At 55.3% G+C, this 26,040-nt stretch carries 24 protein-coding genes; 5 read left to right on the top strand and 19 right to left on the bottom strand.

What is annotated here, in order from left to right; all coding sequences use genetic code 11:
- Nucleotides 1–371: 371 nt before the first annotated feature.
- From hemG to pepQ, 4 genes are read right to left on the bottom strand one after another with little or no spacing between them, the layout of a single operon-like run.
- Entirely contained in the window at nt 372–905 is a 534-nt protein-coding gene (gene hemG / locus ACWWFX_RS21880; RefSeq protein WP_253899081.1) for a menaquinone-dependent protoporphyrinogen IX dehydrogenase, read from the bottom strand.
- Between the two features lie 12 nt (nt 906–917).
- Entirely contained in the window at nt 918–2,369 is a 1,452-nt protein-coding gene (gene trkH, locus ACWWFX_RS21885) for a Trk system potassium transporter TrkH (protein ID WP_276223055.1), read from the bottom strand.
- 38 nt (nt 2,370–2,407) lie between these two features.
- Complete coding sequence (locus ACWWFX_RS21890; RefSeq protein ID WP_276223057.1) at nt 2,408–3,022, bottom strand: IMPACT family protein; 615 nt, start codon at nt 3,020–3,022, stop codon at nt 2,408–2,410.
- Entirely contained in the window at nt 3,022–4,353 is a 1,332-nt protein-coding gene (gene pepQ, locus ACWWFX_RS21895) for a Xaa-Pro dipeptidase (protein ID WP_276223059.1), read from the bottom strand. The genes ACWWFX_RS21890 and pepQ overlap by 1 nt, the downstream gene beginning before the upstream one ends.
- 190 nt (nt 4,354–4,543) lie before the next feature.
- On the opposite strand from pepQ, the gene fadB reads away from it, so the two are divergent.
- Together fadB and fadA are read left to right on the top strand one after the other, a co-directional pair.
- Complete coding sequence (gene fadB, locus ACWWFX_RS21900) at nt 4,544–6,733, top strand: fatty acid oxidation complex subunit alpha FadB (protein ID WP_456146683.1); 2,190 nt, start codon at nt 4,544–4,546, stop codon at nt 6,731–6,733.
- Between the two features lie 9 nt (nt 6,734–6,742).
- Entirely contained in the window at nt 6,743–7,906 is a 1,164-nt protein-coding gene (fadA, locus tag ACWWFX_RS21905; RefSeq protein WP_473224778.1) for an acetyl-CoA C-acyltransferase FadA, read from the top strand.
- Between the two features lie 95 nt (nt 7,907–8,001).
- Here the strand turns inward: fadA and fre are convergent, their stop codons facing one another.
- Both fre and ubiD read right to left on the bottom strand, forming a co-directional pair.
- Nucleotides 8,002–8,703, bottom strand: coding sequence for an NAD(P)H-flavin reductase (gene fre / locus ACWWFX_RS21910; protein WP_108476882.1), 702 nt, complete (start codon nt 8,701–8,703; stop codon nt 8,002–8,004).
- Nucleotides 8,704–8,788: 85 nt separating this feature from the next.
- Nucleotides 8,789–10,273, bottom strand: a complete 1,485-nt coding sequence (gene ubiD / locus ACWWFX_RS21915; RefSeq protein ID WP_015966403.1) for a 4-hydroxy-3-polyprenylbenzoate decarboxylase — start codon at nt 10,271–10,273, stop codon at nt 8,789–8,791.
- Between the two features lie 175 nt (nt 10,274–10,448).
- Here ubiD and rfaH point away from each other — a divergent pair, with 175 nt between their 5' ends.
- Nucleotides 10,449–10,946, top strand: coding sequence for a transcription/translation regulatory transformer protein RfaH (gene rfaH / locus ACWWFX_RS21920; protein ID WP_276223066.1), 498 nt, complete (start codon nt 10,449–10,451; stop codon nt 10,944–10,946).
- Here the strand turns inward: rfaH and tatD are convergent.
- From tatD to udp, 9 genes are all read right to left on the bottom strand, one after another.
- Nucleotides 10,943–11,725 carry a 3'-5' ssDNA/RNA exonuclease TatD gene (gene tatD / locus ACWWFX_RS21925; RefSeq protein WP_276223068.1) on the bottom strand — a complete coding sequence of 261 codons (783 nt, stop codon included), beginning with the start codon at nt 11,723–11,725 and terminating at the stop codon, nt 10,943–10,945. The two genes, rfaH and tatD, sit on opposite strands and share 4 nt — an antisense overlap.
- 39 nt (nt 11,726–11,764) lie before the next feature.
- Nucleotides 11,765–12,547, bottom strand: a complete 783-nt coding sequence (tatC, locus tag ACWWFX_RS21930; protein WP_473224779.1) for a Sec-independent protein translocase subunit TatC — start codon at nt 12,545–12,547, stop codon at nt 11,765–11,767.
- A 2-nt stretch (nt 12,548–12,549) separates the two neighbouring features.
- Nucleotides 12,550–13,086: a Sec-independent protein translocase protein TatB gene (tatB, locus tag ACWWFX_RS21935; RefSeq protein ID WP_015966407.1), complete on the bottom strand. Its 537-nt coding sequence runs from the start codon at nt 13,084–13,086 to the stop codon at nt 12,550–12,552.
- A gap of 3 nt (nt 13,087–13,089) precedes the next feature.
- The gene (gene tatA / locus ACWWFX_RS21940; protein ID WP_015966408.1) at nt 13,090–13,344 is read right to left on the bottom strand and encodes a Sec-independent protein translocase subunit TatA; all 255 of its coding nucleotides are present in this window, start codon (nt 13,342–13,344) and stop codon (nt 13,090–13,092) included.
- Between the two features lie 79 nt (nt 13,345–13,423).
- Nucleotides 13,424–15,064 (bottom strand): ubiquinone biosynthesis regulatory protein kinase UbiB, encoded by a 1,641-nt coding sequence (ubiB, locus tag ACWWFX_RS21945; protein WP_231825699.1) that lies wholly within the window; start codon nt 15,062–15,064, stop codon nt 13,424–13,426.
- On the bottom strand, nt 15,061–15,666 hold the full coding sequence (gene ubiJ, locus ACWWFX_RS21950; RefSeq protein ID WP_276223073.1) for a ubiquinone biosynthesis protein UbiJ: 606 nt from the start codon (nt 15,664–15,666) through the stop codon (nt 15,061–15,063). The genes ubiB and ubiJ overlap by 4 nt, the downstream gene beginning before the upstream one ends.
- Nucleotides 15,667–15,678: 12 nt before the next feature.
- Nucleotides 15,679–16,434, bottom strand: a complete 756-nt coding sequence (gene ubiE, locus ACWWFX_RS21955) for a bifunctional demethylmenaquinone methyltransferase/2-methoxy-6-polyprenyl-1,4-benzoquinol methylase UbiE (RefSeq protein WP_015966411.1) — start codon at nt 16,432–16,434, stop codon at nt 15,679–15,681.
- Nucleotides 16,435–16,529: 95 nt separating this feature from the next.
- On the bottom strand, nt 16,530–17,939 hold the full coding sequence (rmuC, locus tag ACWWFX_RS21960) for a DNA recombination protein RmuC (RefSeq protein ID WP_473224780.1): 1,410 nt from the start codon (nt 17,937–17,939) through the stop codon (nt 16,530–16,532).
- A 137-nt stretch (nt 17,940–18,076) separates the two neighbouring features.
- Nucleotides 18,077–18,838 (bottom strand): uridine phosphorylase, encoded by a 762-nt coding sequence (gene udp, locus ACWWFX_RS21965; RefSeq protein ID WP_015966413.1) that lies wholly within the window; start codon nt 18,836–18,838, stop codon nt 18,077–18,079.
- Nucleotides 18,839–19,099: 261 nt separating this feature from the next.
- Here udp and ACWWFX_RS21970 point away from each other — a divergent pair, with 261 nt between their 5' ends.
- Complete coding sequence (locus ACWWFX_RS21970) at nt 19,100–19,909, top strand: dienelactone hydrolase family protein (protein ID WP_473224781.1); 810 nt, start codon at nt 19,100–19,102, stop codon at nt 19,907–19,909.
- Nucleotides 19,910–19,952: 43 nt separating this feature from the next.
- On the opposite strand, the gene metE is transcribed toward ACWWFX_RS21970, so the two are convergent.
- Nucleotides 19,953–22,214 (bottom strand): 5-methyltetrahydropteroyltriglutamate--homocysteine S-methyltransferase, encoded by a 2,262-nt coding sequence (gene metE, locus ACWWFX_RS21975; RefSeq protein WP_473224782.1) that lies wholly within the window; start codon nt 22,212–22,214, stop codon nt 19,953–19,955.
- A 117-nt stretch (nt 22,215–22,331) separates the two neighbouring features.
- Here metE and metR point away from each other — a divergent pair, with 117 nt between their 5' ends.
- Nucleotides 22,332–23,285 carry an HTH-type transcriptional regulator MetR gene (metR, locus tag ACWWFX_RS21980; protein ID WP_015966416.1) on the top strand — a complete coding sequence of 318 codons (954 nt, stop codon included), beginning with the start codon at nt 22,332–22,334 and terminating at the stop codon, nt 23,283–23,285.
- On the opposite strand, the gene bioP is transcribed toward metR, so the two are convergent.
- The 3 genes from bioP to pldB all read right to left on the bottom strand — a co-directional run bounded on the left by bioP (nt 23,173) and on the right by pldB (nt 25,992).
- Entirely contained in the window at nt 23,173–24,072 is a 900-nt protein-coding gene (bioP, locus tag ACWWFX_RS21985; RefSeq protein WP_276223084.1) for a biotin transporter, read from the bottom strand. The genes metR and bioP overlap by 113 nt on opposite strands.
- A gap of 85 nt (nt 24,073–24,157) precedes the next feature.
- Entirely contained in the window at nt 24,158–24,958 is an 801-nt protein-coding gene (gene yigL / locus ACWWFX_RS21990) for a sugar/pyridoxal phosphate phosphatase YigL (protein WP_276223086.1), read from the bottom strand.
- A gap of 41 nt (nt 24,959–24,999) precedes the next feature.
- On the bottom strand, nt 25,000–25,992 hold the full coding sequence (gene pldB, locus ACWWFX_RS21995; RefSeq protein ID WP_276223088.1) for a lysophospholipase L2: 993 nt from the start codon (nt 25,990–25,992) through the stop codon (nt 25,000–25,002).
- Nucleotides 25,993–26,040 lie beyond the last annotated feature (48 nt).

Raw genomic sequence — 26,040 nt, forward strand, 5'->3', positions numbered from 1 at the left:
ATTAAACTTCGTAATGAATTACGTGTTCACTCAGAGACTTGGTATTCATTTATCGTCTTGCGACGTTAAGAATCCGTATCATTGAGTGCCCACACAGATTGTCTGATAAATTGTTAAAGAGCAGTGCAACGCGGCGTGAAGCTCACCGTTGCGAGGTGGCGCATATTACGCTTTCCTCCTTCAGAGTCAAGCGCTTATTTTCGCTTTTCTCTGGCGGCGTTCCCGAAGGAAGCCTGCTAACCCGGCGGCTTAGAGGCCGTTGTTCCGTGTCAGTGGAGGCGCATTATAGGGAGTAATTGAGATCTCGCAAGCATAAAATACAAAAAACTTTTCGTTCGCTCATTTTCCAGGCAATGCGCTACATTCGTGCGCTATTTGCGCGGAATATGCGCAATTTCGCGGGCGAAATGGGCTACCTGCTGCCAGTCCGTATAAACCACTTCTTTACGGGTATCCGTTTCGCCGCCCGTCATCTTCATAATCAGGCGGATCATAAAGCGGTCATACCAGCGATAACGCGGGTAACGCAGCGCCCCGGCAAAAACGGCGCAGGCATCCGGCTGCCATGGAGAGGCAAGCAGAAACTTACGCGTGTAGTTATTGGTCTGCGGCGATCGCTTCTCGGGTTTACGCGCCACCAGGTTCACCGAGAAGAAAGCGCTCGGTAATGCCTGCATCTGCGCGGCATGCTTTTTCACAAAACGATCGACCGCTGAATGGAAGTGCCCATAGCGAATCGACGCTCCCACCACAACGCGGTCATACTGTTCCCACTCAACGTCCTGAGTGCGATTCAGATTCACCAGCTCGGAATCAATACCCAGCTCTTTGAGCTCGGAAGAGAGGTACGCGGCAATTTCACGCGTCTGACCATCACGGGTAGAGAAGAGAATTAATGTTTTCAACGCAAGCTCCACTTATTCGCGCCAGAAGGTTGGGGTAAACAACACCAGCAGCGTAAAGACTTCCAGACGACCAAACAGCATGTTCGCAATCAGGATCCACTTCGCCACCGGGTTCATGCTGGCAAAGTTATCCGCCACCACGCCAAGCCCTGGCCCCAGGTTATTCAGCGTTGCCACTACCGAGGCAAACGCGGAGAAGTCATCCACGCCGGTCGCGATAATCGCCAGCATACTGATAATGAACACCAGCGCATACGCAGAGAAGAATCCCCATACCGCTTCGAGAATACGTTCCGGCAGCGCACGGTTGCCCAGCTTGATGCTATACACCGCATTCGGATGCACCAGACGTTTTAGTTCGCGGTTCCCCTGCTTGAACAGCAGCAGGATACGAATCACCTTCAGACCACCGCCCGTCGACCCGGCGCAACCGCCGATAAACGCCGAGCAGAGTAACAGCACCGGCAGGAAGAGCGGCCAGCGAGCGATGCTGTCCGTCGTAAAGCCCGCCGTCGTCGCCATCGACACCACCTGGAAGAAGGCCTGGTTTAGCGTCGTCAGCGCAGAGCTGTAAACGTTATGGAAATAGAGCACCAGCGTACAGATAAAGACCAGCGTCAACTGAACGCCAATAAACATCCGGAATTCCGGATCGCGCCAGTAAACCTTCAGGCTCCGCCCGCTCAGTAACGAGAAGTGCAGACCGTAGTTACACCCGGAGATCAGTAAGAAGATAGCAATAATGGTGTTAATCGTTGGGCTGTCGAAGTAGCCCACGCTGGCATCATGCGTCGAAAAACCGCCAATCGCGATAGTCGCGAAGCTGTGACCGATGGCGTCGAACGCCGGCATACCCGCAAACCACAGCGCCAGCGCACAGGCGACGGTCAGCAATACATAGATGAGCCACAGGGTTTTTGCCGTTTCCGCAATACGCGGCCGCATCTTGTTATCTTTCAACGGCCCCGGCATCTCGGCACGATAAAGCTGCATCCCCCCGACGCCGAGGATAGGCAGAATCGCCACGGCTAACACAATGATCCCCATACCGCCGAACCATTGCAGCATCTGTCGATAAAAGAGAATCGCATGCGGAAGTGAATCGAGGCCCACCAGCGTCGTCGCGCCGGTCGTTGTCAGCCCGGAAAAGGATTCAAAAAAAGCATCGGTTATCGTGAGGTTTGGCTGCTCAGAGAAGATAAAGGGAAGCGCACCCACGCTGCCCAGTACGGTCCAGAACAGGACCACAATCAAAAACCCTTCGCGCGATTTGAGTTCGCCCTTCTCGCGGCGGTTCGGCCACCACAGTAACGAGCCAATCACCAGCGCGACAAAAAAGGTTTGGGTAAATGCCCGCCCGGCGCCATCGCGGTAAATCAATGCCACCAGGCCGGGAAGGATCATGGTTCCCGAAAACAAGATGACCAGAAGTCCGACGATTCGGGTTATGGCACGAAAATGCATCTCTGGCGCTTCCTTTGGTATAAAAGTAAGGAGGGGGATTATTCTTCAATCGCTAACAATTGCAATGAACCACGACTAAAATCAGCCAGTTTTGCTGTAAAAGCATCCACTTTCGCTTGCGGAAGCGCCACGCGTAGCTGTACCGATGCCTGATAGTCACTGGCCACAATCACGCCAGAGAATTGCCCCAGCAGCGTTTCTATCCCCGACAACTGACCGTATTCACACAACAGAGTATATTCGGTTAATGGCGTTTTGATTTGTGTTGTGAGTTGATTTAGCGCCTGCTGGACACCGCCGCCATAGGCTTTCACCAGGCCGCCCGTTCCCAACAGCACGCCGCCGTAGTAGCGAACCACCACGGCGGTAATTTCGCCGACGCCGCTTCCCATAAGCTGCGCCAGCATGGGCTTACCCGCCGTTCCCGCCGGTTCACCATCATCTGAAAAGCCAAGCTGCTGTGAGTCATCTGGCCGCCCGGCAACCCAGGCGACACAGTGGTGACGGGCATCAGGATGTTCCGCCCTCACCGACTCAACAAACGCTTTCGCCGCCTCCACCCCGTCGGTATGCGCCAGCAGGGTGATGAAACGGCTCTTTTTAATCTCTTCAGTAAACGTGACCGGCGACGCCGGTATCGGCCAACTTTCCATTACGCCAGTTTCAGATCGCGCGTCATGTTCTCAACGTTATTTTCGTGGATCACGACGTTATCTTCGATGCGAATCCCGCCGAACGGTTTCAGTGCTTCAATTTTCTGCCAGTTGAAGTGCTTGCTGAACTGCCCTTCACGCCACGGCGCCAGCAGAGATTCAATGAAGTAAATGCCCGGCTCGATGGTCAGCACCATGCGCGGTTGCAACACGCGGGTGCAGCGCAGGTACGGATATTTCGACGGCGCTGCCAGGTGCGTGCCGGTGTCATCCTGCATAAAGCCCGCGACATCATGAACCTGTAATCCCAACGGGTGACCAATACCGTGCGGCATAAATGGCCCGGTCAGGTCATTTTCAACCATCGCCTCTTCGCTCATATCGGTGAGGATTTGATGTTTACGCAGGATTTTTGCGATGCGCTGATGGAACTGGATATGGTAATCCACGTAGCTGACACCCGCTTTCATGGTGGCGATCAGCGCCAGCTGCTCGTCATTCACGTCTTTGATCAGATGGGCGAAATCATTGTCGCTGTGCGCCGCCCAGGTGCGGGTGAGATCAGCGGCATAACCGTTATATTCCGCGCCAGCGTCCAGCAGGAAGCTACGCACTTCAGACGGCACGCGGTGATCCAGTTTGGTGTAGTGCAATACAGAGGCGTGTTCATTCAGTGCCACGATGTTGCCATACGGTACATCGGTATCGCGATGGCCGGTCGCCGTCAGGTACGCCTGATTGATGTCGAACTCGCTCATCCCGGAACGGAAAGCTTCTTCCGCTGCGCGATGGCCGTTGACCGCTGTTTTCTGCGCTTCGCGCATACAGGCCAGTTCGTAATCCGTTTTATAAGAACGATAGTAGTGCAGGTAATCAATCACGCCTTTCGGGTTGATCTTATCGGCAGCAATGCCCAGGCCAATCGCGCGCTCCGGAACCGGACCGATATAGCCAATATTTCCACGAGCCGCTGGCAGCTGGCTGGCAATGCCGTCTGCTTTCGGCAGCGCAATCACCTCAACTTCCTCGGTCCAGAAGGAGGTCGGCAACGGCTCAACGTTGTGCCAGTAATCGACCGGCAGGTAGAACCACAGCTTCGGTTTGTTGACGCCATCCACCAGCAGCCAGCAGTTTGGCACCTGCGTCACGGGCACCCAGGCTTTAAACTGCGGGTTGACCTTGAACGGATACGCGTGGTCATCGAGGAACACATTCATCAGTTCGCCGGAATGAATTAACAGCGCATCCAGCTTGAAGCGGTCCAGCGCGTTACGCGCACGTTCCTGCAGGGTGGCGATATGATTTTTGTAGAGTGCAGCCAGTGATTCCATTTTTAGTCCTTGTACATTTTTGCCCTCAAGTTTTCGCATCTTAGCACACCTCGCCGAACCTGCGTGATCTCCACCAGTCGTGATCTCCCCAGCAAATATTTAAAGAGTAATTTGCATTTTATTAACATAAAAACCACACTCAGCCTCATCTGGTACGACCAGATTACACTGCTGGATTCAGGAGACTGACATGCTCTACAAAGGCGATACCCTGTACCTCAACTGGCTGGAAGATGGCATTGCCGAACTGGTGTTCGATGCCCCCGGCTCGGTGAATAAATTAGATACGGCGACCGTAGCCAGCCTCGGTCACGCGCTCGATGTCCTCGAAAAACAAAAAGAGCTGAAAGGGCTGCTGCTGCGCTCTGAAAAAGCGGCGTTTATCGTCGGCGCAGACATTACCGAATTCCTCTCGCTGTTCCTGGTGCCGGAAGAGCAACTCAGCGAATGGCTGCATTTCGCCAACAGCGTCTTCAACCGTCTGGAAGATTTACCGGTTCCGACCATCGCCGCCGTGAACGGCTATGCGCTGGGCGGCGGCTGCGAATGCGTACTGGCGACCGATTACCGTTTAGCCACGCCAGACCTGCGCATCGGCCTGCCGGAAACCAAACTGGGGATCATGCCCGGTTTTGGCGGTTCCGTGCGTATGCCTCGCCTTTTGGGCGCGGACAGCGCGCTGGAAATTATCGCTGCCGGGAAAGATGTTGGTGCTGAACACGCGCTGAAAATCGGTCTGGTGGATGGCGTTGTTAAACACGAGAAACTGATCGACGGTGCGCTGGCCGTATTGCGCCAGGCGATAAACGGCGATCTCGACTGGCGCGCGAAGCGTCGTCCGAAACTGGAACCGCTGAAGCTCAGTAAAGTGGAAGCCACCATGAGCTTCACTATCGCCAAAGGCATGGTGATGCAGACGGCGGGTAAACACTATCCGGCGCCGATTACGGCGGTGAAAACCATTGAAGCCGCTGCCCGTCTGGGGCGCGATGACGCGCTGAAGCTGGAAAACCAAAGCTTTGTCCCGCTGGCGCACACCAACGAAGCGCGCGCGCTGGTTGGCATCTTCCTTAACGATCAATATGTAAAAGGTCTGGCGAAAAAACTCGCCAAGACCACCGATGCGCCGAAACACGCGGCGGTTCTGGGCGCAGGCATTATGGGCGGCGGCATCGCGTATCAGTCGGCCTGGAAAGGCGTGCCGGTGATCATGAAAGATATCAATGAGAAATCGCTGACGCTTGGCATGACGGAAGCCAGCAAACTGCTCAATAAGCAGCTGGAGCGCGGCAAAATTGATGGTCTGAAACTGGCAGGCGTCATTTCCACCATCCAGCCCACACTGGATTACGCCGGGTTCGACCGTGTAGACGTCGTTGTGGAAGCGGTTGTTGAAAATCCGAAGGTGAAAAAAGCAGTGCTGGCGGAAACCGAGCAAAAAGTCCGCCCGGATGCTGTGCTGGCCTCCAACACTTCAACAATCCCGATCGGCGAACTGGCCGACGCGCTGGAACGCCCGGAAAACTTCTGCGGCATGCACTTCTTCAACCCGGTGCACCGCATGCCGCTGGTTGAAATCATTCGCGGTAAAAAGACCAGCGAGCAAACCATCGCCAAAGTGGTTTCCTGGGCCAGCCAGATGGGCAAAACGCCGATTGTGGTCAACGACTGCCCCGGCTTCTTCGTTAACCGCGTGCTGTTCCCCTACTTCGCCGGTTTCAGCCAGCTGCTGCGCGACGGCGCGGATTTCCGCAAAGTCGACAAAGTAATGGAGAAACAGTTCGGCTGGCCGATGGGCCCGGCTTATCTGCTGGACGTGGTCGGTATCGACACCGCACATCACGCCCAGGCGGTGATGGCAGCAGGTTTCCCGCAGCGCATGCAGAAAGATTATCGCGACGCGATCGACGCCCTGTTTGATGCCAGCCGCTTCGGGCAGAAAAATGGTCTTGGCTTCTGGCGCTATAAAGAAGACAGCAAAGGCAAACCGAAAAAAGAAGAAGACGCACAAACCGACAGCCTGCTGGCCGATGTTTCCCAGCCGAAGCGCGACTTCAGCGACGAAGAGATCATCGCCCGCATGATGATCCCGATGGTCAACGAAGTGGTGCGCTGCCTGGAAGAGGGCATCATTGCCAGCCCGGCAGAAGCAGACATGGCGCTGGTTTACGGCCTGGGCTTCCCTCCGTTCCACGGCGGCGCATTCCGCTGGCTGGATACGCTGGGTAGCGCGAAATATCTCGATATGGCGCAGCAGTATCAGCACCTCGGTCCGTTGTATGACGTGCCGGAAGGTCTGCGCAATAAAGCGCGTCATAACGAACCGTATTATCCCGCAGTGGAGCCCGCCCGTCCGGTTGGCGCACTGAAAACGGCTTAAGGAGTCACAATGGAACAGGTTGTCATTGTCGATGCAATTCGTACCCCGATGGGCCGTTCAAAAGGCGGCGCCTTCCGTCACGTGCGTGCAGAAGACCTCTCCGCGCACCTGATGCGTAGCCTGCTGGCGCGCAACCCGGCGCTGGAAGCGGCGTCTCTTGATGATATTTACTGGGGCTGCGTGCAGCAGACGCTGGAGCAGGGTTTTAACATTGCGCGTAACGCCGCCCTGTTGGCGGAAGTACCGCACTCGGTGCCTGCAAACACCGTTAACCGCCTGTGTGGTTCATCGATGCAGGCGTTGCACGACGCCGCACGTATGATCATGACCGGCGATGCGCACGCCTGCCTTATCGGCGGTGTTGAACATATGGGTCACGTGCCGATGAGCCACGGCGTCGATTTCCACCCAGGTTTAAGCCGTAACGTCGCCAAAGCGGCGGGCATGATGGGCTTAACCGCCGAAATGCTGGCGCGGATGCACGGCATCAGCCGCGAGATGCAGGACGCCTTTGCTGCCCGCTCTCACGCGCGTGCCTGGGCCGCAACCCAGTCCGGCGCGTTTAAAAATGAGATAGTCCCAACAGGGGGTCACGATGCCGACGGCGTTCTGAAGCAGTTTAACTACGATGAGGTGATTCGACCGGAAACCACCGTTGAAGCGCTCGCGACGCTGAAACCGGCATTCGATCCGGTCACCGGCACGGTTACCGCCGGTTCCTCTTCCGCGCTTTCCGATGGCGCTTCCGCCATGCTGGTCATGAGCGAAAGCCGCGCCCGCGAACTGGGCTTCACACCGCGCGCGCGCATTCGCTCAATGGCGGTTGTCGGCTGCGATCCGTCTATCATGGGTTATGGCCCGGTTCCGTCGTCTAAGCTGGCGCTGAAAAAAGCGGGCCTGTCGGTAAGCGATATCGACCTGTTTGAAATGAACGAAGCGTTTGCCGCGCAGATCTTGCCATGTATTAAAGATCTGGGGCTGACAGAACAGATCGACGAGAAGATCAACCTCAACGGCGGGGCGATCGCCCTGGGTCATCCGTTGGGATGTTCAGGTGCGCGTATCAGTACCACGCTGCTGAACCTGATGGAACGCAAAGACGCCCAGTTCGGCCTGGCGACAATGTGTATCGGGTTAGGTCAGGGGATTGCGACCGTATTTGAACGCGTATAAGTGCAAGTCGGCCGGGCAAGCATAGCGCCCCCGGCCGATAAATTAAAAGATTAGTTGCCGTTCTTCCCGCCTGTCAGGGGCGGGTTTTTTATTGCTTAAATAAACGCAAACGCATCGCCAAACAGGCGGTCTTCACGCGCCTGACGTTCGTTGCAGAACAGGTCACGGGCGATTTTCGCCATTTCGAAACGGCCGGCAATATAGATATCGTGCTCCGCCAGCGTACCGTAATCCTGCAATACTGCCGTCAGCACGGTACCGGAGCGGCCACGCCACTCATCATCGGGCTGCTCAACAACCGGGATAACATTCAGCTTCGGATGATTAACCGTTAACGCTTCCAGCTCGGCAAGGTCATACAGATGTTTCTCTTCACGACCGCCCCAGTAAATGGTGACATCACGGTTAGGGTTACGCTTCAGCGCAGTCAGCAGAATGGAGCGCACGTAGGAGAAGCCAGTACCGCCCGCGATTAAAATCAGCGGACGTTCTTCATCGTCGCGCAGCCAGGCTTCGCCATGAGGAATATCAACGACAATTTCGCGATCCTTCAGAATGCGATCCATAACCGCCATCGCGTACAGATTGAGCTCCGATGCGCCAATATGCAGTTCGATATAGTCCTGCTGATCCGGCGTGGAGGCCATGGAGAACGGGCGTTTATCACGCTCATCCATCACGACCATTAAATACTGACCCGCCTGGAACGAGAATGGGGCTTCGGGTACTAAACGGACGCGATATACAGTGTCGGTGATGGCATCTACCGAGGTCACTTTACAGCTTAAAATTGTCATGCGCTCCCTCTGTCGGATCTTATAGTCATTTCAGGGTCTGAATACTGCCCCAATCGTCAGTGCCTGAACAGGCAGAACAGCCGCGTTAATCGCGTTTGCTGTCGCTAAAAATGGCCAGCTCATCCCAGATAGCGTCGATACGCGCCGTGACCGCCGGATCTTTTTTGATCGGACGCCCCCATTCACGTTGGGTTTCTCCTGGCCATTTATTGGTGGCATCCAGCCCCATTTTTGACCCCAGACCGGAAACCGGCGAGGCAAAATCCAGATAATCTATTGGCGTGTTTTCCACCAGAACCGTGTCCCGCGCGGGGTCCATACGGGTGGTAATCGCCCAGATAACATCATTCCAGTCACGCGCATTCACATCGTCATCGCAGACGATAACAAACTTGGTGTACATAAACTGGCGTAAAAACGACCATACGCCCATCATCACCCGTTTCGCGTGCCCGGCGTACTGTTTTTTCATCGTAACAACCGCCAGACGGTAAGAACACCCTTCCGGCGGCAGATAGAAATCGACGATTTCGGGGAACTGCTTTTGCAGAATCGGTACGAAGACTTCGTTTAACGCCACACCCAGCACCGCCGGCTCATCAGGCGGACGTCCGGTGTAGGTCGAGTGATAAATAGCATCATCGCGCTGGGTAATATGCGTGACGGTAAACACCGGGAAGTTATCCACTTCGTTGTAGTAACCGGTGTGGTCGCCATATGGGCCTTCCGGTGCCATCTCACCGATTTCGATATACCCTTCCAGCACGATTTCCGCGCTGGCAGGCACTTCCAGGTCGTTGGAAACGCACTTCACCACTTCGGTTTTTGTGCCGCGCAGCAAACCCGCGAACGCGTATTCCGACAGCGTATCCGGCACCGGCGTGACCGCGCCGAGAATCGTCGCAGGATCGGCACCCAGCGCCACGGATACCGGGAATCGCTCGCCCGGATGCGCCGCGCACCACTCCTGAAAATCGAGCGCGCCGCCGCGATGCGACAGCCAGCGCATAATCAGTTTGTTTTTGCCGATCACCTGTTGGCGATAGATACCCAGGTTCTGTCGCTCTTTGTGCGGGCCGCGCGTTACCGTCAGCCCCCAGGTGATTAACGGTGCCGCATCTTCCGGCCAGCAGGTCATCACCGGAATACGCGATAAATCGACGTCATCACCGGAGATGATTTTTTGCTGGCACGGCGCGCCACGCAGACGCTTAGTCGGCATGTTAAGCACTTGCTTGAAATGAGGGAGTTTATCGAAGAGATCGCGGAACCCTTTCGGCGGTTCAGGCTCCTTCAGAAAAGCCAGCAGTTTCCCCACTTCGCGCAGTGCGCTGACATCTTCCTGCCCCATCCCCATCGCCACGCGCTTTGGCGTACCGAACAGGTTACACAGCACCGGCATGTCGTAACCCGTTGGGTTCTCAAACAGTAACGCCGGGCCGCCAGCACGCAGGGTGCGATCGGCAATTTCGGTGATTTCCAGGTGAGGGTCAACAGGTAACGTAATACGTTTCAGTTCACCCTGTTGCTCCAGCAATGTCAGAAAGTCGCGTAGATCGTGGTATTTCATGGGGAAATTAATGGCCTCCTGGTAAGCGCCTCATTATACGGCGAATGCGGCTGTGATGCTGTATTTTTGTTAAAATCACGTGAACCAATACGCTCGACTTATCACTATCAGTTATAATCGCGATCGCATCACTCTTTTGATATGCTTGCACGCTACATTGTGGAAACGAGTCATTATGCAAGCCTGGTATTTACTGTACTGCAAACGCGGTCAACTTCAGCGCGCTCAGGAACATCTCGAACGGCAGGCAGTGAGTTGCCTGACGCCGATGATCACCCTGGAGAAAATCGTACGCGGTAAGCGTACTTCAGTCAGTGAACCGCTTTTCCCCAACTACCTTTTTGTTGAGTTTGACCCGGAAGTGATTCATACCACTACCATTAATGCGACCCGTGGCGTCAGCCATTTTGTGCGTTTTGGTATGCATCCGGCGACGGTTCCTTCCAGCGTTATTCATCAGCTTTCGGTGTATAAACCCGAAGGCGTTACCGACCCCAGCACACCGTTCCCCGGCGACAGCGTGGTGATCACCGAGGGCGCGTTTGAAGGCTTGCAGGCGATTTTCTCTGAGCCTGACGGCGAAGCCCGCTCAATGTTGCTGCTCAATCTGCTCAACAAGCAGGTCATGCAAAGCGTGAAGAACACCGACTTTCGCAAAACCGACAGCAACTAAAACGTAATATTAAACAGTGTCTTAACGTTATTGTCAGTGACGGACGCCAGCCACTGCGCCTCTTCGCCGCGCCAGTGGGCAATTTGCGTCAGGATGTGCGTCACGAAGGCGGGCTCGTTACGTCGTGATTTCGGTTTTGGCGACAGGTCGCGCGGCAGCAAATAAGGCGCATCCGTTTCAATCATCAATCGCTCTGCCGGAATAAATGGCAGCAACTCACGCAGTTCCAGCCCGCGACGCTCATCGCAAACCCAGCCGGTAATGCCGATATACAGGCCGCGATCGACGCAGGCCTGCATCTCTTCGCGCGTACCGGTGAAGCAGTGTAAAACCCCGCCAGGCAGCTTATCCAGCCACGGGTCGAGCAAGTCCAGAAAACGCGCGTGGGCATCGCGACAGTGCATAAAGACCGGCATCGACAGCTCCGCCGCCAGTGCCAGCTGCGCGCTAAACGCCGCCTCCTGCTCTGCTGGGGTGGAGAAATTGCGGTTGAAGTCCAGCCCGCATTCGCCAATCGCCACCACTTCCGGCTGCTGCGCCAGTTTACGGATGCTCGCATCCACCTCCGTGTTCCAGCTGCTACTATCGTGCGGATGCACACCCGCAGTAGACCAGCACCCGGCAAACCGCTGTGCGAGCTGTTGCGCTTCTTCGCTCTCATGTCGATTGGTTCCGGTCAGCAGCATCCCGCTGACGCCTGCGGCCTGAGCGCGGGCGATAACATCGTCACGATCGTGGGAAAACTGCGAGCTGGTAAGGTTTACGCCAATATCAAACATCTCGGCTCCATACAAAAACCGCCCTGACGGGCGGTGATTTTATTCTTCGTTTTTATCGGCTTCAGCTTCAGCTTCGGCTTCCGCGTCTTCGTCACGCGTCGCTCGCTTGCCGGTATAGAAGCGGGCGAAGAAGACGCCAACCTCAAACAAACAGTACATCGGTATCGCCAACAGCGTTTGCGAGAAAACATCCGGCGGGGTCAGCAGCATGCCAACCACAAATGCGCCAACCAGTACATACGGACGTTTTTTGCGCAAGTCTTCCGGGGTGGTCACGCCCACCCAGCAAAGCAGCACAATCGCCACCGGCACTTCGAAGGAGACCCCGAAAGCGATGAACAACGACATCACAAAATCGAGGTAGCTCTTGATATCGGTCGAGACCAGCACGCCCGCAGGCGCGGCATGCGTCAGGAAGCCGAAAGCCAGAGGGAACACCACGAAATAGGCAAAAGCCATACCGGTATAGAACAGCAGCGTACTGGAAACCAGCAGCGGCACCACCAGGCGGCGTTCATGCTTATACAGCGCAGGCGCAACAAAGGCCCACACCTGATAAAGAATCACCGGCGCCGACAGGATAATCGACACCATGAAGGTCAGCTTGATGGGGGTAAAGAACGGTGACGCGACATCGGTCGCAATCATCGTCGCCCCAACGGGCATCTGCCGGATCAGCGGCGCAGAGACCAGTTGATAGATATCGTTGGCGAAATAGACTAACGCCAGAAAAATGATGAACACCGCCATGATGCTGTTAAGCAGACGCTTACGCAGTTCAATCAGGTGCGACACCAGCGGTTGAGTATCTTCTACGCCCATGTTTACGATTTATCACTTGATGCAGGGGATGAATCAGGAACGGAAGCGGTTTTTTTCTCTTTTTCAGAGTCGCTAACCGCCGCCGCTTCTGGCGTGTGGGTTTCAGCGGGGGATGGAACCTGCTCGTCGGTACTGGCCTGATGTTCGGCCGTCGACGGGGTAACCCCGGCGCGCTGCTCCTCGCTGTCCTTCACTATCGGATTATGGATAGTGTTGGCTTCATCACTCGCCTTTTCAGGATCGTGAACGGAGTAAGAGCGCTTCATGGATTCCGCCGCTTCACGCAGCTCGTCCATCGACGCCTTCAGCTCTGGCGATAGGGTATCCAGGCTCGCTTTCTCCACTTTTTTCAGGCTGTCCTGAAATTCCTGAAGTTTAAGCTCCTGGGTCAGCTCGTTTTGCACCGTTGTCGCCAGCGAGCGCAGCGCGCGAATCCAGCCAACAACCGTTTTAACCGCGACCGGCAGACGTTTTGGCCCCAATACAACAAGGCCAATCACGAATACCAGCAGCAGTTCACTGAAACCAATATCAAACACGAATTACACCTGCTCGTTGTCGTGGCGTTTCGCTTCGTCTTTTTTGGCGTCTTCCTGCTTGTCAGTGATTGATTTTGCAGTGAAGTCCGCATCCTGAGTCGACTTGTCTTTCTTGTCGTCTTCATCACCCATGGCTTTCTTAAAGCCCTTGATGGACGCGCCCAAATCAGACCCCAGTGAGCTCAGCTTTTTAGTCCCGAAAAGCAGAACCACGATAACGACGATAATCAGCAACTGCCAAATACTAATACCACCCATACATCTTCCTCTGTGATAGATGATGAAATAACCATTGACGCATTATACGTTATGCGCCCTCGTGATAGCGATGCAAAATTCAGCGCGTTTTACGCCAGCCGGCGAACCATACCACCAGCCCCGCGCCCATGAGCCACGCGGGCATGAAGCCCCATTCCGGGCGATTTATTAGCAGTAGTGTACCGCTCAATAATAAAACAGCACCTATACCAAAGAGATACCGTGACTGACCCTGACGGGTACGATGCACGGTGATGTCGCCGGCAAGCTTATCCAAACTGCTCTGTAAATGTTTGCTCTGGCGCAAACTGTCGTACACCAGTTCCGGTAATTCAGGCATTTTTTCGATCCAGAACGGCGCTTTTGCTTTCAGCGCGCGAACCAGCGCCGGAATGCCTATCTGATCTTTCAGCCAGGATTCAAGGAACGGCTTCGCCGTTTGCCATAAATCGAGCTGCGGATAGAGCTGTCGCCCGACGCCTTCCACATAAAGCAGCGTTTTTTGCAGCAGCACCAGCTGTGGCTGAACTTCCATGTTGAAACGGCGCGCGGTGTTGAATAAGTTTAGCAACACATGCCCGAAGGAAATTTCCGCCAGCGGTTTCTCGAAGATAGGTTCACACACGGTACGAATCGCGAACTCGAAATCTTCGACGTTGGTGTCCGGCGGTACCCAGCCAGAATCAACGTGCAGCTCGGCCACTTTGCGATAGTCGCGGTTAAAGAAGGCGATGAAGTTCTCCGCCAGATAGCGCTTATCTTCTTTGTTCAGCGAGCCGACAATCCCGCAGTCGATGCCGATGTATTGCGGATCTTCCGGGTGCTCGTAGCTGACGAAAATATTGCCCGGGTGCATGTCCGCATGGAAAAAGCTGTCGCGGAATACCTGGGTGAAGAAGACCTGCACGCCACGCTCGGCCAGCAGTTTCATGTTGGTGTTTTGCTTCAGTAACGCTTCGGTGTCTGACACCGGAATACCGTAAATGCGCTCCATCACCATCATGTTTTCGCTGCAATAGTCGGAGTACACTTCCGGCACATAGAGCATCGGGCTGTCTTCGAAATTGCGCCGCAGCTGAATGGCGTTCGCCGCTTCGCGCAGCAAATTCAGTTCATCAATCAGCGTTTTTTCATAGTCGCGCACCACTTCAACCGGGCGCAGGCGACGACCATCCGGCAGCAGGCGAGGAACCCAACGCGCCAGACGGTAGATAAGTTTCATGTCCGCTTTGATAACCGGCAGGATGTCCGGGCGGATGACCTTGATCACCACCTCTTTGCCGTTCTCTTTCAGGCGCGCGGTATGCACCTGGGCAATCGACGCGGATGCCAGCGGGTTAATATCGAAATCGTCAAACCAGCTTTCGATAGGGATATCCCCCATCGCTTTTTCCATCAGCTTTTGCGCCTGTAAGCCGTCAAACGGCGCAACGCGGTCCTGCAACATACTGAGCTGGTCGGCAATATGCGGCGGGAAGAGATCGCGGCGGGTAGAGAGCATCTGGCCGAGTTTGATCCAGACCGGGCCCAGCTCCTGCAATGCCAGACGCATGCGTTCACCCAGCGGGCGGTCTTTGTGGCGATTTGGCATCCAGAACAGCATCCGACGCCAGATTCGCAGCGGCAGAGTGATGCGCATTTTGGGAATGAGCTCATCAAGCCCGTAACTCAAAAAGGTGTGGATGATAAAATACAGGCGCCGTAATTCTCCTGGCGTCATTTCCCCTCCAGTTTTTCCAGCCGCTTCGTCAGCGCTTCAACGGCGCGTTCCACGGCCATTGTCTCTTCAGCGAACCAGGCTAATTCCAGCGCGCCGGGCGCCAGCCGCCACTCTTCGGTGACGGCCTCCGCCACGTAATGCTGTTGGCGAGCCAGACCTTGCTGCAGGAACTTCGCGCCGCCGCGCAGAACTTTACTGACGCCTTCAGCGGCGATATCGCCGGTATAGGGTGCCAGCAGTTCTGCCGGGTCAAACTCGGCCAGGTCGGCCAGTGCGACAAGGTTTTGCACGACCTGGATGTCGCCCTGCACTTCCAGGTCACCGTTGCGGATGAGCGCCGTCAGTTGCTGACGATTACGCAGTTGCGGCAGTACGCCGATACGCGTCGCGACAGTACAGTCGGCCTCGCCTTCCCACGCCCCCAGCACATCGACCTGCCGCTCGCTAAACACCAGCACCAGCGGCGACGTGAACTCTTTGAGTTCAACGCGCAGCACTTTTCCCACCAGACGTTGCCGGGCAGGCTTAAGCGCCCGCTCACGCCACAGAAAAGTATTCAGTGCCGTTTCGACGCCGGCAGTCACTAAGGGTTTTAAAGGCATCAGGCCCTCCTGTCAGAACTTATAACCGCGATGCAGCGCTACGATGCCTGCCGTCAGGTTGAAGTACTCAACGCTGTCCATCCCGGCATCCTGCATCATCGCTTTCAGGGTTTCCTGATCGGGGTGCATACGGATGGATTCCGCCAGATAGCGGTAGCTTTCTGCATCATTCGCTACCATTTCACCAATGCGCGGCAGGATATGGAAGGAGTAAGCATCGTAGGCTTTGCTCAGCGGTTCGATAATCGGTTTTGAGAACTCAAGCACCAGCAGGCGGCCACCGGGTTTCAGGACGCGATACATCGAACGCAGCGCTTTCTCTTTGTCGGTGACGTTACGCAGACCGAAAGAGATAGTAATGCAGTCGAAGGTGTTATCCGGGAACGGCAGCGCTTCGGCGTTCGCCTGTACATATTCCACGTTGCCGATAACACCGTGGTTGCGCAGCTTTTCGCGCCCCATTTTCAGCATAGAGTCGTTGATATCAGCCAACACGACGCGACCGGTTTCACCCACCATGCGGGAGAATTTCGCCGTTAAATCGCCCGTACCGCCTGCCAAATCGAGGACGGTTTGCCCACGACGTACGCCGCTACAGTCAATGGTAAAACGCTTCCATAAACGGTGAATACCAAACGACATTAAGTCGTTCATCACATCGTATTTTGCGGCCACAGAGTGGAAAACGTGAGCGACCATGTCTTCCTTCTGGGATTTGGCGATTGTCTTAAAGCCAAAGTGCGTCGTGTCTTGTGATTCCTCAGCCATCTCTAAGCCTGCTTATAAAGAAAATGTTCATGGAGTGTAACAGATTGGGCGCAATTGCCCTACGATTCAACCCCGTCACACTCCCTCAAACGGGGTTAACCGTTTTCCACGGCTAGAGGATCATCATCGTCAGAATCAGCCCCTTGCCGTAAACGAAACTCATCATCCTGCGCCGTAGCCTGCTCGACTAAATCCGGATTAATCTCGCGTTTCACCTCGACACCGAGGTGACGGAACGCTTCCGTTTGCGCCAGCAGATTCCCGCGCCCGGAAGAGAGTTTCTTCATCGCCTGACGATAGTTGTCCTGCGCTTTATCCAGGCTCTGCCCGATAGCAGACATATCATCAATAAACAGGCGCATTTTGTCGTACAGACGGCTGGCCCGTTCGGCGATTTGCTGCGCATTGCGGCTCTGGTGTTCATAGCGCCAGAGATTAGCAATGGTGCGTAGCGCTACCAACAAAGTGGTAGGACTTACCAGCATAATGTTATTTTTTAAAGCTTCATTGATCAGTTCGGGCTGTCGGTCTAATGCCAGCAAAAAGGCGGGTTCAACAGGGATAAACATCAGGACGTAGTCCAGCGTTCGCAGCCCCGGAAGCTGCTGATAATCTTTGCGCCCCAGCAGGCGAATATGGTTTCGCACAGCGGCGATGTGCTCCTGCAATGCCAGTTCGCGGGTGACGTCATCTTCGGCATTGAAGTAGCGTTCATAAGCCACCAGCGTCATTTTGGCATCGACCACCACATCTTTTCCCTGTGGCAGGCGAACGATGACGTCCGGCTGCATGCGGGCGCGGGTATCGGTTTCGATACTAACCTGAGTTTCGTATTCGTAACCTTCACGCAGGCCAGAGGCTTCCAGCACGCGCGTCAGCACCACTTCGCCCCAGTTGCCCTGAGTTTTATTGTCGCCTTTTAACGCGCGCGTCAGGTTGACGGCTTCACGCGTCATCTGTTCATTCAGCTGTTGCAGATTACGAATTTCATGGGCCAGCGTGTGGCGCTCTTTTGCTTCCTGGCCAAAACTGTCCTGCACCTGGCGGCGAAAGCCGTCAAGCTGCTCGCGCAACGGGGTAAGTAAACTGTTGAGGCTTTGACGGTTTTGCTCATCCACCCGACGATTGCTGTGTTCAAAGATACGGTTGGCCAGGTTTTCGAACTGCTCGCTCAGGCGCTGCTCGCTGTTGATCATCTGGCGAATTTTGTCTTCCGCATGATGCTGCGTGGCTTCCAGCCGCGTGGTCACTTCACGCAAATCGGCTTCCAGCGAGGTATTGATTTCACGCAGGCTACGCAGTTCATTGTTCAGCAGCTCGCACTCCTCGCGCCAGTGCGCGTTCTGAGCCAGCTGTTGCTTCGCAGCGCTCAGCTCGCCGTAGATATCACGCTCTTCGGCCAGTTGTTCCGCCCGCTGCTGCGCGACGCGATAGCTCGCGGCCAGCCAACCCAGCGCAACGCCCGCCAGTGCAACCAGAAAATAAATAAGAATGGCGATATCCACAATGCCCCCTGCATGAACGACTTACGGCAAAAATAGAATTGTGCTGTATAGATGTCCAGTTGAAAAGGTTTTTCCTGCGAGGAGGTACGCAAAATGAAAAAGGCCGAACGTGTCGGCCTTTAAGAAGAGAAGAAGGTTTACAGCAGGCGGCGAGCCGCTTCCACAACGATTTTCACCGCGTGGCTTTCGGTTTGTTTCATCGTCTCAGCGTTCGGGATCTCCTGCTGAGTACGGTTCACAATCACGCCCGCGACCATCCCTGCGCGCAGCCCCTGGCTGGAACACATGGTCAGCAGCGTCGCGGATTCCATCTCGTAGTTCATCACGCCCATCGACTGCCACTCTTCCATGGAGCCTTTGAAGCGGCTAACCACGCGGCCAGAGAAGGTATCGTAGCGTTCCTGACCCGGATAGAAGGTGTCGGAGGACGCGGTTACGCCAACGTGCGTGGTCGCGCCAATCTCTTTGGCCGCCGCAACCAGCGCGGTGGTGCAGTCGAAATCAGCCACAGCCGGATATTCCATCGGCGCAAAGTGCAGACTCGCACCGTCCAGACGAACGGATGCGGTGGTGACCAGCACGTCGCCTACGTTGATATGCGGCTGAATCGCGCCGGTAGTACCGACGCGCAGGAAAGTGCGGATGCCCAGCTGCGCCAGCTCTTCAACGGCAATAGAAGTAGACGGGCCGCCGATACCGGTAGAGCACACAATCACCGGCTTGCCATCAAGCTCAGCACGCCAGGAGGTAAATTCGCGATGGGATGCCAGTTTGACCGGCTTTTCCATCAGCGCGGCGATCTTTTCCACACGCTCCGGATCGCCAGGGACGATAGCCAGCGTAGCCCCTTGTAAATCGTTTTTAGTGAGGCCGAGATGAAAAACATCAGACTTAGACATAGAAAACTCCTCTGTGGATCGGTTTTGTCAGAAGAAGCAAAAAGCCACTTTACAGAAGACGAAGACAACATTTCGTGACCACCGTCACCAGGAACCAAAAATATTGCATAAGATTCCACGCAAAAAGTGATTCACATCACATTAACAAGTTATATCTTCCGTTGTTGCACAAAAATCGCCCGTATTCAGGCACTGTGATTTGTCTATATTAAAGAACATTACAGAAGCGCTAAAAGCTCATTTAAAGGTACGGAGAATGCCATGACCACCAACAACCAACCTGGGTTTGCACCTGCCGCATCACCTCACGCAACGACCACTGTTCGCACATCAGAGGCCGAAATAACCGCTGGCGAAACATCGATCCCCTCTCAGGGCGATCAGCTACCCGCGTATCACGCACGCCCAAAACACAGCGATGGCCCGCTTCCGGTGGTAATCGTAGTGCAGGAGATTTTTGGCGTCCATGAACACATTCGCGATATTTGTCGCCGCCTGGCCTTAGAAGGCTATCTGGCCATCGCGCCAGAGCTCTATTTCCGTCAGGGCGATCCGAACGACTATGCCGATATCCCGACCCTCTTTAATAACCTGGTCACGAAAGTACCTGACGCACAGGTGCTGGCCGATCTTGACCACGTTGCCAACTGGGCATCACGCAATGGTGGGGATGCCAGTCGCCTGATGATCACCGGCTTCTGCTGGGGTGGCCGCATCGCCTGGCTGTATGCTGCACATAACCCGCAGTTAAAAGCCGCCGTCGCATGGTATGGAAAATTGCTGGGCGATAAATCACTGAATTCACCGAAACATCCTGTCGATATCGCCGTCGATCTCAATGCACCGGTACTGGGTTTATACGGCGGTCAGGATACTGGCATTCCGGTTGATACCGTAGAAACCATGCGCCACGCACTGCGCGCCGCCAATGCCAAAGCGGATATTATTGTTTACCCGGACGCCGGGCATGCGTTCAATGCGGATTATCGTCCAAGTTATCATGAAGAATCGGCGAAAGATGGCTGGCAGCGCATGCTGGAGTGGTTTAAGCAGTATGGTGGGAAAAAATAAGGATTTTGCCCGGTAATGCGTTCGCTTACCGGGCCAGTACACTTTACCCCTTACGCAAATTCTGCGCCGCCTGCACCATGTTCGCCAGCGCCGCGCGGGTCTCTGGCCAGCCGCGGGTTTTCAGGCCACAGTCCGGGTTGACCCACAGGCGTTCCGCCGGGATGCGCTGTTCGGCTTTCTTCAGCAGCGCTTCAATCCACTCCACGCTCGGCACGTTCGGTGAATGAATGTCATACACGCCAGGCCCGATTTCGTTCGGGTAATCAAACTCTTCAAATGATTCCAGCAACTCCATATCGGAACGCGAGGTTTCGATAGTGATGACGTCTGCATCCAGCGCCGCAATCGAATCCATGATGTCGTTGAACTCGCAGTAACACATATGCGTGTGGATTTGCGTGTCATCTTTCGCCACGGCGGCGTTGATACGGAAGGCTTCCACGCCCCACTGGAGATACGCGTCCCAGTCGCTGCGGCGCAGCGGTAAGCCTTCGCGCAGTGCCGGTTCGTCAATCTGGATGATGCCAATTCCAGCGGCTTCCAGGTCCGCCACTTCATCACGCAGCGCCAGCGCAATCTGTTTGGCGATGGTTTCACGGCTCACGTCTTCACGCGGGAAGGACCAGCAGAGAATCGTCACCGGCCCCGTGAGCATCCCTTTCACTGGCTTGTCGGTCAGCGACTGCGCGTATTTCGCCCACTCCACGGTGATCGGAGCCGGGCGGCTGACGTCACCAATAACAATCGGCGGTTTCACACAGCGGGAACCGTAGCTCTGCACCCAGCCGTTTTGCGTAAAGACAAAACCGTCCAGATGTTCGCCAAAGTATTCCACCATGTCATTACGCTCAGCTTCGCCGTGGACCAGCACATCAAGCCCTAAACGTTCCTGCTCCACAATGGCCTGTTTAATCTGTTCCGCAATGCCCGTGCGGTAGTTGTTGGCATCAAGATTACCCTTTTTGAAATCCAGGCGCAGGGTGCGAATTTCCGTGGTTTGCGGGAAGGAACCAATCGTGGTGGTCGGCCAGGCAGGCAGGTTAAAACGCGCGCGCTGGGCTTGCGCCCGCACGTCATAAGCATTTGCACGCTGGCTATCCTGCGTGGTAATGGCCGCCAGACGTTTTGCTACCGCCGCATTATGAACGCGGGTTGAGTGACGACGCGCCTGAATCGGGGCGCTCCACGCTGCCAGCGCAGACGTATCACCGCTATTGAGCGCATCGCGCAACAGCGCCAGTTCTTCACATTTTTGCAGAGCGAAGGCAAACCAGCTTTTCACCTCCGCATCCAGACGCGTCTCCACGCTCAGATCGATTGGGCTGTGCAGCAATGAGCAGGACGATGCCACCCATAGCGAGCGTTTGCCGACGATTTCGCGAATTTGTGCATATTTTTCCGTAAGATCGGCGCGCCAGACGTTACGTCCGTTAATCAACCCGGCGGAGAGTAGCCAGTCGGCAGGCAAGCGCTTATGCAGTTCGGCAACATCATCTTTGCCATGAACCAGGTCAACATGCAGGCCCTGGATCGGCAGAGCAGTAAGGGTATCCAGGTTAGGTGTGACGCCTTCAAAGTAAGTCGTCAGCAGCAATTTCACCTGCCCCTGAAGAGCGTCATAGGCGGATTGATAAGCTTCCCGCCACGCCTGCGGCAGTTCCAGCACCAGCGCCGGTTCATCAATCTGTACCCACTCAATACCGCGTTTTGCCAGCGCACTCAGCACATGCTGATAAACCGGCAGAATGTCTTTGAGCAGGTTCAGACGGTCAAATGCCTCGCCTTTGACCTTACCCAACCACAGATAGGTCACCGGCCCCAGCAGAACGGGCTTCACCTGGTGGCCCAACGCCAGCGCTTCATCCACTTCCTCCAGCAGCTGTGTCCAGGTCAGTTTGAACTGCTGGCCTTTCACGAACTCCGGCACCATGTAGTGATAGTTGGTATTAAACCATTTGGTCATTTCCGCTGCCGCCGCTGGTTCGCCGGTGGGGGCACGCCCACGGCCAATACGGAACAGGGTGTCGATATCCACCGATCCATCGCTGTTCTGATGACGAGCCGGAACGTTGCCCAGCATCAGGCTGGTCGTCAGAACATGGTCGTACCAGGCAAAATCGCCCACCGGCAGCAGGTCGATACCGGCCTGTTTTTGCTGCTCCCAGTGACGCGCGCGTAGTTCACGCCCAACTGACAACAGCGCTTCCTGAGTCGAGTTCCCCGCCCAGTAGCTTTCTTGCGCTTTTTTCAGCTCGCGGCGCAGGCCAACGCGAGGGAAACCGAGGGTGTGATTGAGAATTGTCATGGTATGCCCCTTATGGAATTTTCATGATTTAGACGTCCAGATGTTTACACATCCATAATTGGCGGTTACTGTATATTCCTCAAGCGCAAATTGTTCATGCCGAAGTGAAGGACTTTCATGATCGAAGTTAAACATCTGAAGACGCTACAAGCGTTGCGGAACTGCGGGTCGCTCGCCGCTGCGGCGGCCACGCTGCATCAGACCCAATCCGCCCTTTCCCACCAGTTCAGCGATCTGGAACAGCGCCTTGGCTTTCGGCTATTTGTACGTAAGAGCCAGCCGCTGCGCTTTACGCCGCAGGGCGAGATCCTGCTCCAGTTGGCAAACCAGGTGCTGCCGCAAATCAGTCAGGCGCTTCAGGCCTGCAACGAGCCGCAGCAAACGCGTCTGCGCATTGCCATTGAGTGTCATAGCTGCATTCAATGGCTGACGCCTGCACTGGAAAACTTCCATAAAAACTGGCCGCAGGTTGAGATGGATTTTAAATCCGGCGTCACGTTTGACCCACAACCCGCACTTCAGCAGGGCGAGCTGGATCTGGTCATGACCTCCGATATTCTGCCGCGCAGCGGGCTGCATTATTCGCCGATGTTTGATTATGAGGTGCGTCTGGTTATCGCGCCTGACCATCCACTGGCGGCAAAAACGCGCATTACGCCGGAAGATCTCGCCAGCGAAACGCTGCTAATTTATCCGGTGCAGCGCTCGCGCCTGGATATCTGGCGTCACTTCCTGCAGCCGGCGGGCATCAGCCCATCGCTGAAAAGCGTCGATAACACGTTATTGTTGATTCAGATGGTTGCCGCCCGCATGGGGATTGCCGCGCTGCCGCATTGGGTGGTAGAGAGTTTCGAACGCCAGGGTCTGGTGGTCACCAAAACCCTGGGTGAAGGCTTGTGGAGCCGACTGTACGCCGCCGTACGCGATGGCGAGCAGCGTCAGCCGGTCACGGAGGCGTTTATTCGTTCAGCGCGGAACCACGCGTGCGATCATCTTCCGTTCGTGAAGAGCGCGGAGCGACCCACTTTCGATGTACCCACAGCGACGCCAGGATCACCAGCGCGCCTGTGATGAATGTCGGCCAGTGCGGCTGTTGATGCCAGATAGCCAGGTTAACCAATAGCCCCGCCGGCACGTGCATATTGTTCATAATGCCCAGCGTTCCGGCATCCACCTGGGTCGCGCCGTAGTTCCACATGAAGTAACCAATCCCGGAAGCCACCACGCCAAGAAAGACCAGAATGCTCCATTGCAGCGTGGTCTCCGGCATCTTCTGGGTGTTGCCCAGCAGCGACCACGCCACAATCGCCACCAAAAACGCGCCAAGATAGAACCACGCAAAAGCGTTATGCTGCGGCATTGGGCGGGTTTCCATCAGACGTTTGTAACCCACCATGCCAATCGCAAAGGTGATATTGGAGAGTTGCACCAGCAGCAGGCCGGTCCAGAAATGGTCCGTCACCTGATCGTAACGGATAATCCCGGCGCCAATCACCGCCAGCAACGCGCTGAACGCATAGCCCCAGCGCAGGCGACGCTTGCTCATCAGGTCATAAATCAGGGTGATATAGAGCGGCGTCAACACGGTAAACAGCAACAGTTCGGACACCGTCAGGTAGAGATACGCGCGGAAGCTGAGCATATACATCACGCCAAGCTGCATCGCGCCCACCAGCATATACAAGCCGACCGTTTTCAGGCTGTTGCCACGGGTACGCAGAAACGGCAGAAATACGAGTGCAGCCAGACCAACGCGCACCAGTACGGCAAAATAGCTGTCAACGTGACCGGCAAGGTACTCACCGTAAAAGCTAAAAGAGAAGGCCCACAGAATAGTGGTGATAATGAGTAGCGCCACAATGAATGTCTCTCAGGAAGATGAACACGCATTGTAGCGAAGAGAACGGTTGACGACTGAGCAATAAATACTCAGTCGTCATTTTTTAATCAAGATAGAGCTTACGCAGGTAGTGCGGCACCGCGTCATCCGCGTTTGAGCCAATCACTTCCAGTTCCGGATGCAGATCTTTCAGACGCTGATGCGCCCCGGCCATGATGCAGCCTTTACCCGCCATCGACAGCATTTCGGCATCGTTCATCCCGTCGCCAAACGCGATACAGTCTTTCAGGCTATAACCCAGCTTTTTGGCAACCGCTTCCAACGCATGACCTTTGGAGACCCCGCCTGCCATCACTTCCAGACAGGTGAGCGTGGAGAAACTCACATTCACGCGATCGCCCCAGCGCGCGTTAATCGCCTGCTCCAGCGGCAGTAAGACTTCATGGTTACTGCTGGTGAAGAAGACTTTGCTGACGCCTTCCGGCTCCAGCAGGCCTGGCTCAAAAAGCTGATAGTTGAACACGGCCTCTTTGAAAAAACGCATCTCTTCCGGACGATGGCGGTTCATAAACCACTCGTCGTCGCGATAAACGTTGGTGATGATATCGGGGCTGCTGTGCATTACGCCAAAGAGATCGGCGGCAATATCGCGATCGAGATTGTGAGCAAACAGCAGATTGCCGTCAGTATCGTGCACGCGCGCGCCGTTAGAGGTGATCATATAGGCCTCAATCCCGAGATTATCGCGGATCTGCCCTACGTCGATATGATGACGCCCCGTCGCGAACACAAAATTAAGCCCTTTTTGGGTCAATAATTTCAGCGTCTCTTTCGCATACGGCGTTAAGCGGTGGTCGGGAGCGAGGAGCGTGCCATCTAAATCAGATGCAACAACCTGGTACATAAGAGAATTCTACCTTTAAGCCTGGCGGCATAAATGCCGGTTTAAGTGTGTCGATAGAAAAAATCGACGATAGCATTGAGTGCGACCGAGCGCATGGCGTCCTTTTCAAAAAGGATCTCATGGTACGCGCCCTGTATGACAAGCGGTTTACCCCCTTCACAGGGATGCCCCGCCATGGAGCGAAGTTCACAATAACGGTCATGCATGCGGTTATCCACCACACGCTCTTCTTCCGCCTGAATGATAAGCGTCGGTAGCGTATCGTGGGGCGCACCGGCGATGATTTGCTCACCGGCAATAATCCCCTCGCGAACCCAGTGATAGGTGGGACCGCCCACGCGCAGACGCGGCTCATCGGCATAAAAGCGCAGGTTACGCCGATAACGCTGACGGCTGTGCGTCAGAACGTTAAGGCTAAACGGCAGCGCTCGCCAGCGCCCGGTGCCAATGGCATACCCTTCCCGTAGACGCTGATGGCCCTCAGCCCAATCGAGAATATGACGGATCATCCATTCCGGCAGGCGCATGATAATACCGAACATCGGCGCACAAAGCGCGAGTGCGTCACACTGATGCGGATAACGCTGCAAAAAAAGCGTGGCAATCGCGCCGCCCATTGAGTGCGCGAGAATAAACCGCTTACGCCAATGACCGGGCGCGACCTCCTGTTCCCAGAATGCCGCCAGATCGTCAACGTAGTCGCTGAATTTTACCACATGACCGCGATGGGTATCCGACAGCATTCGGCCTGAACGCCCCTGCCCACGGTGGTCGATAATTAATACATCAAACCCACTGTGGAAGAGGTCGTAGGCCAGTTCGGCATACTTCACGTAGCTTTCGATACGGCCTGGGCAAATGACCACCACGCGATCGTGATGCGCAGAGCAAAAACGCACGAAGCGCACCGCAACGTTATCCACGCCGCGAAATTCCGCTTCTTCGCGCTGACGCCAGAAATCCGTCAGCGGCCCCATCGCAAACGCGGCAAACGCGTTTTCTCTTGTTTCCCAGTCCTTTTGCTGCTGAAACATCGGGCTTCCACCCCTGCTAACCGCTGAAAATCGTTTTTTTGTGAGGCC

This window comes from Pseudocitrobacter sp. 2023LY-00077, from assembly GCF_055796175.1.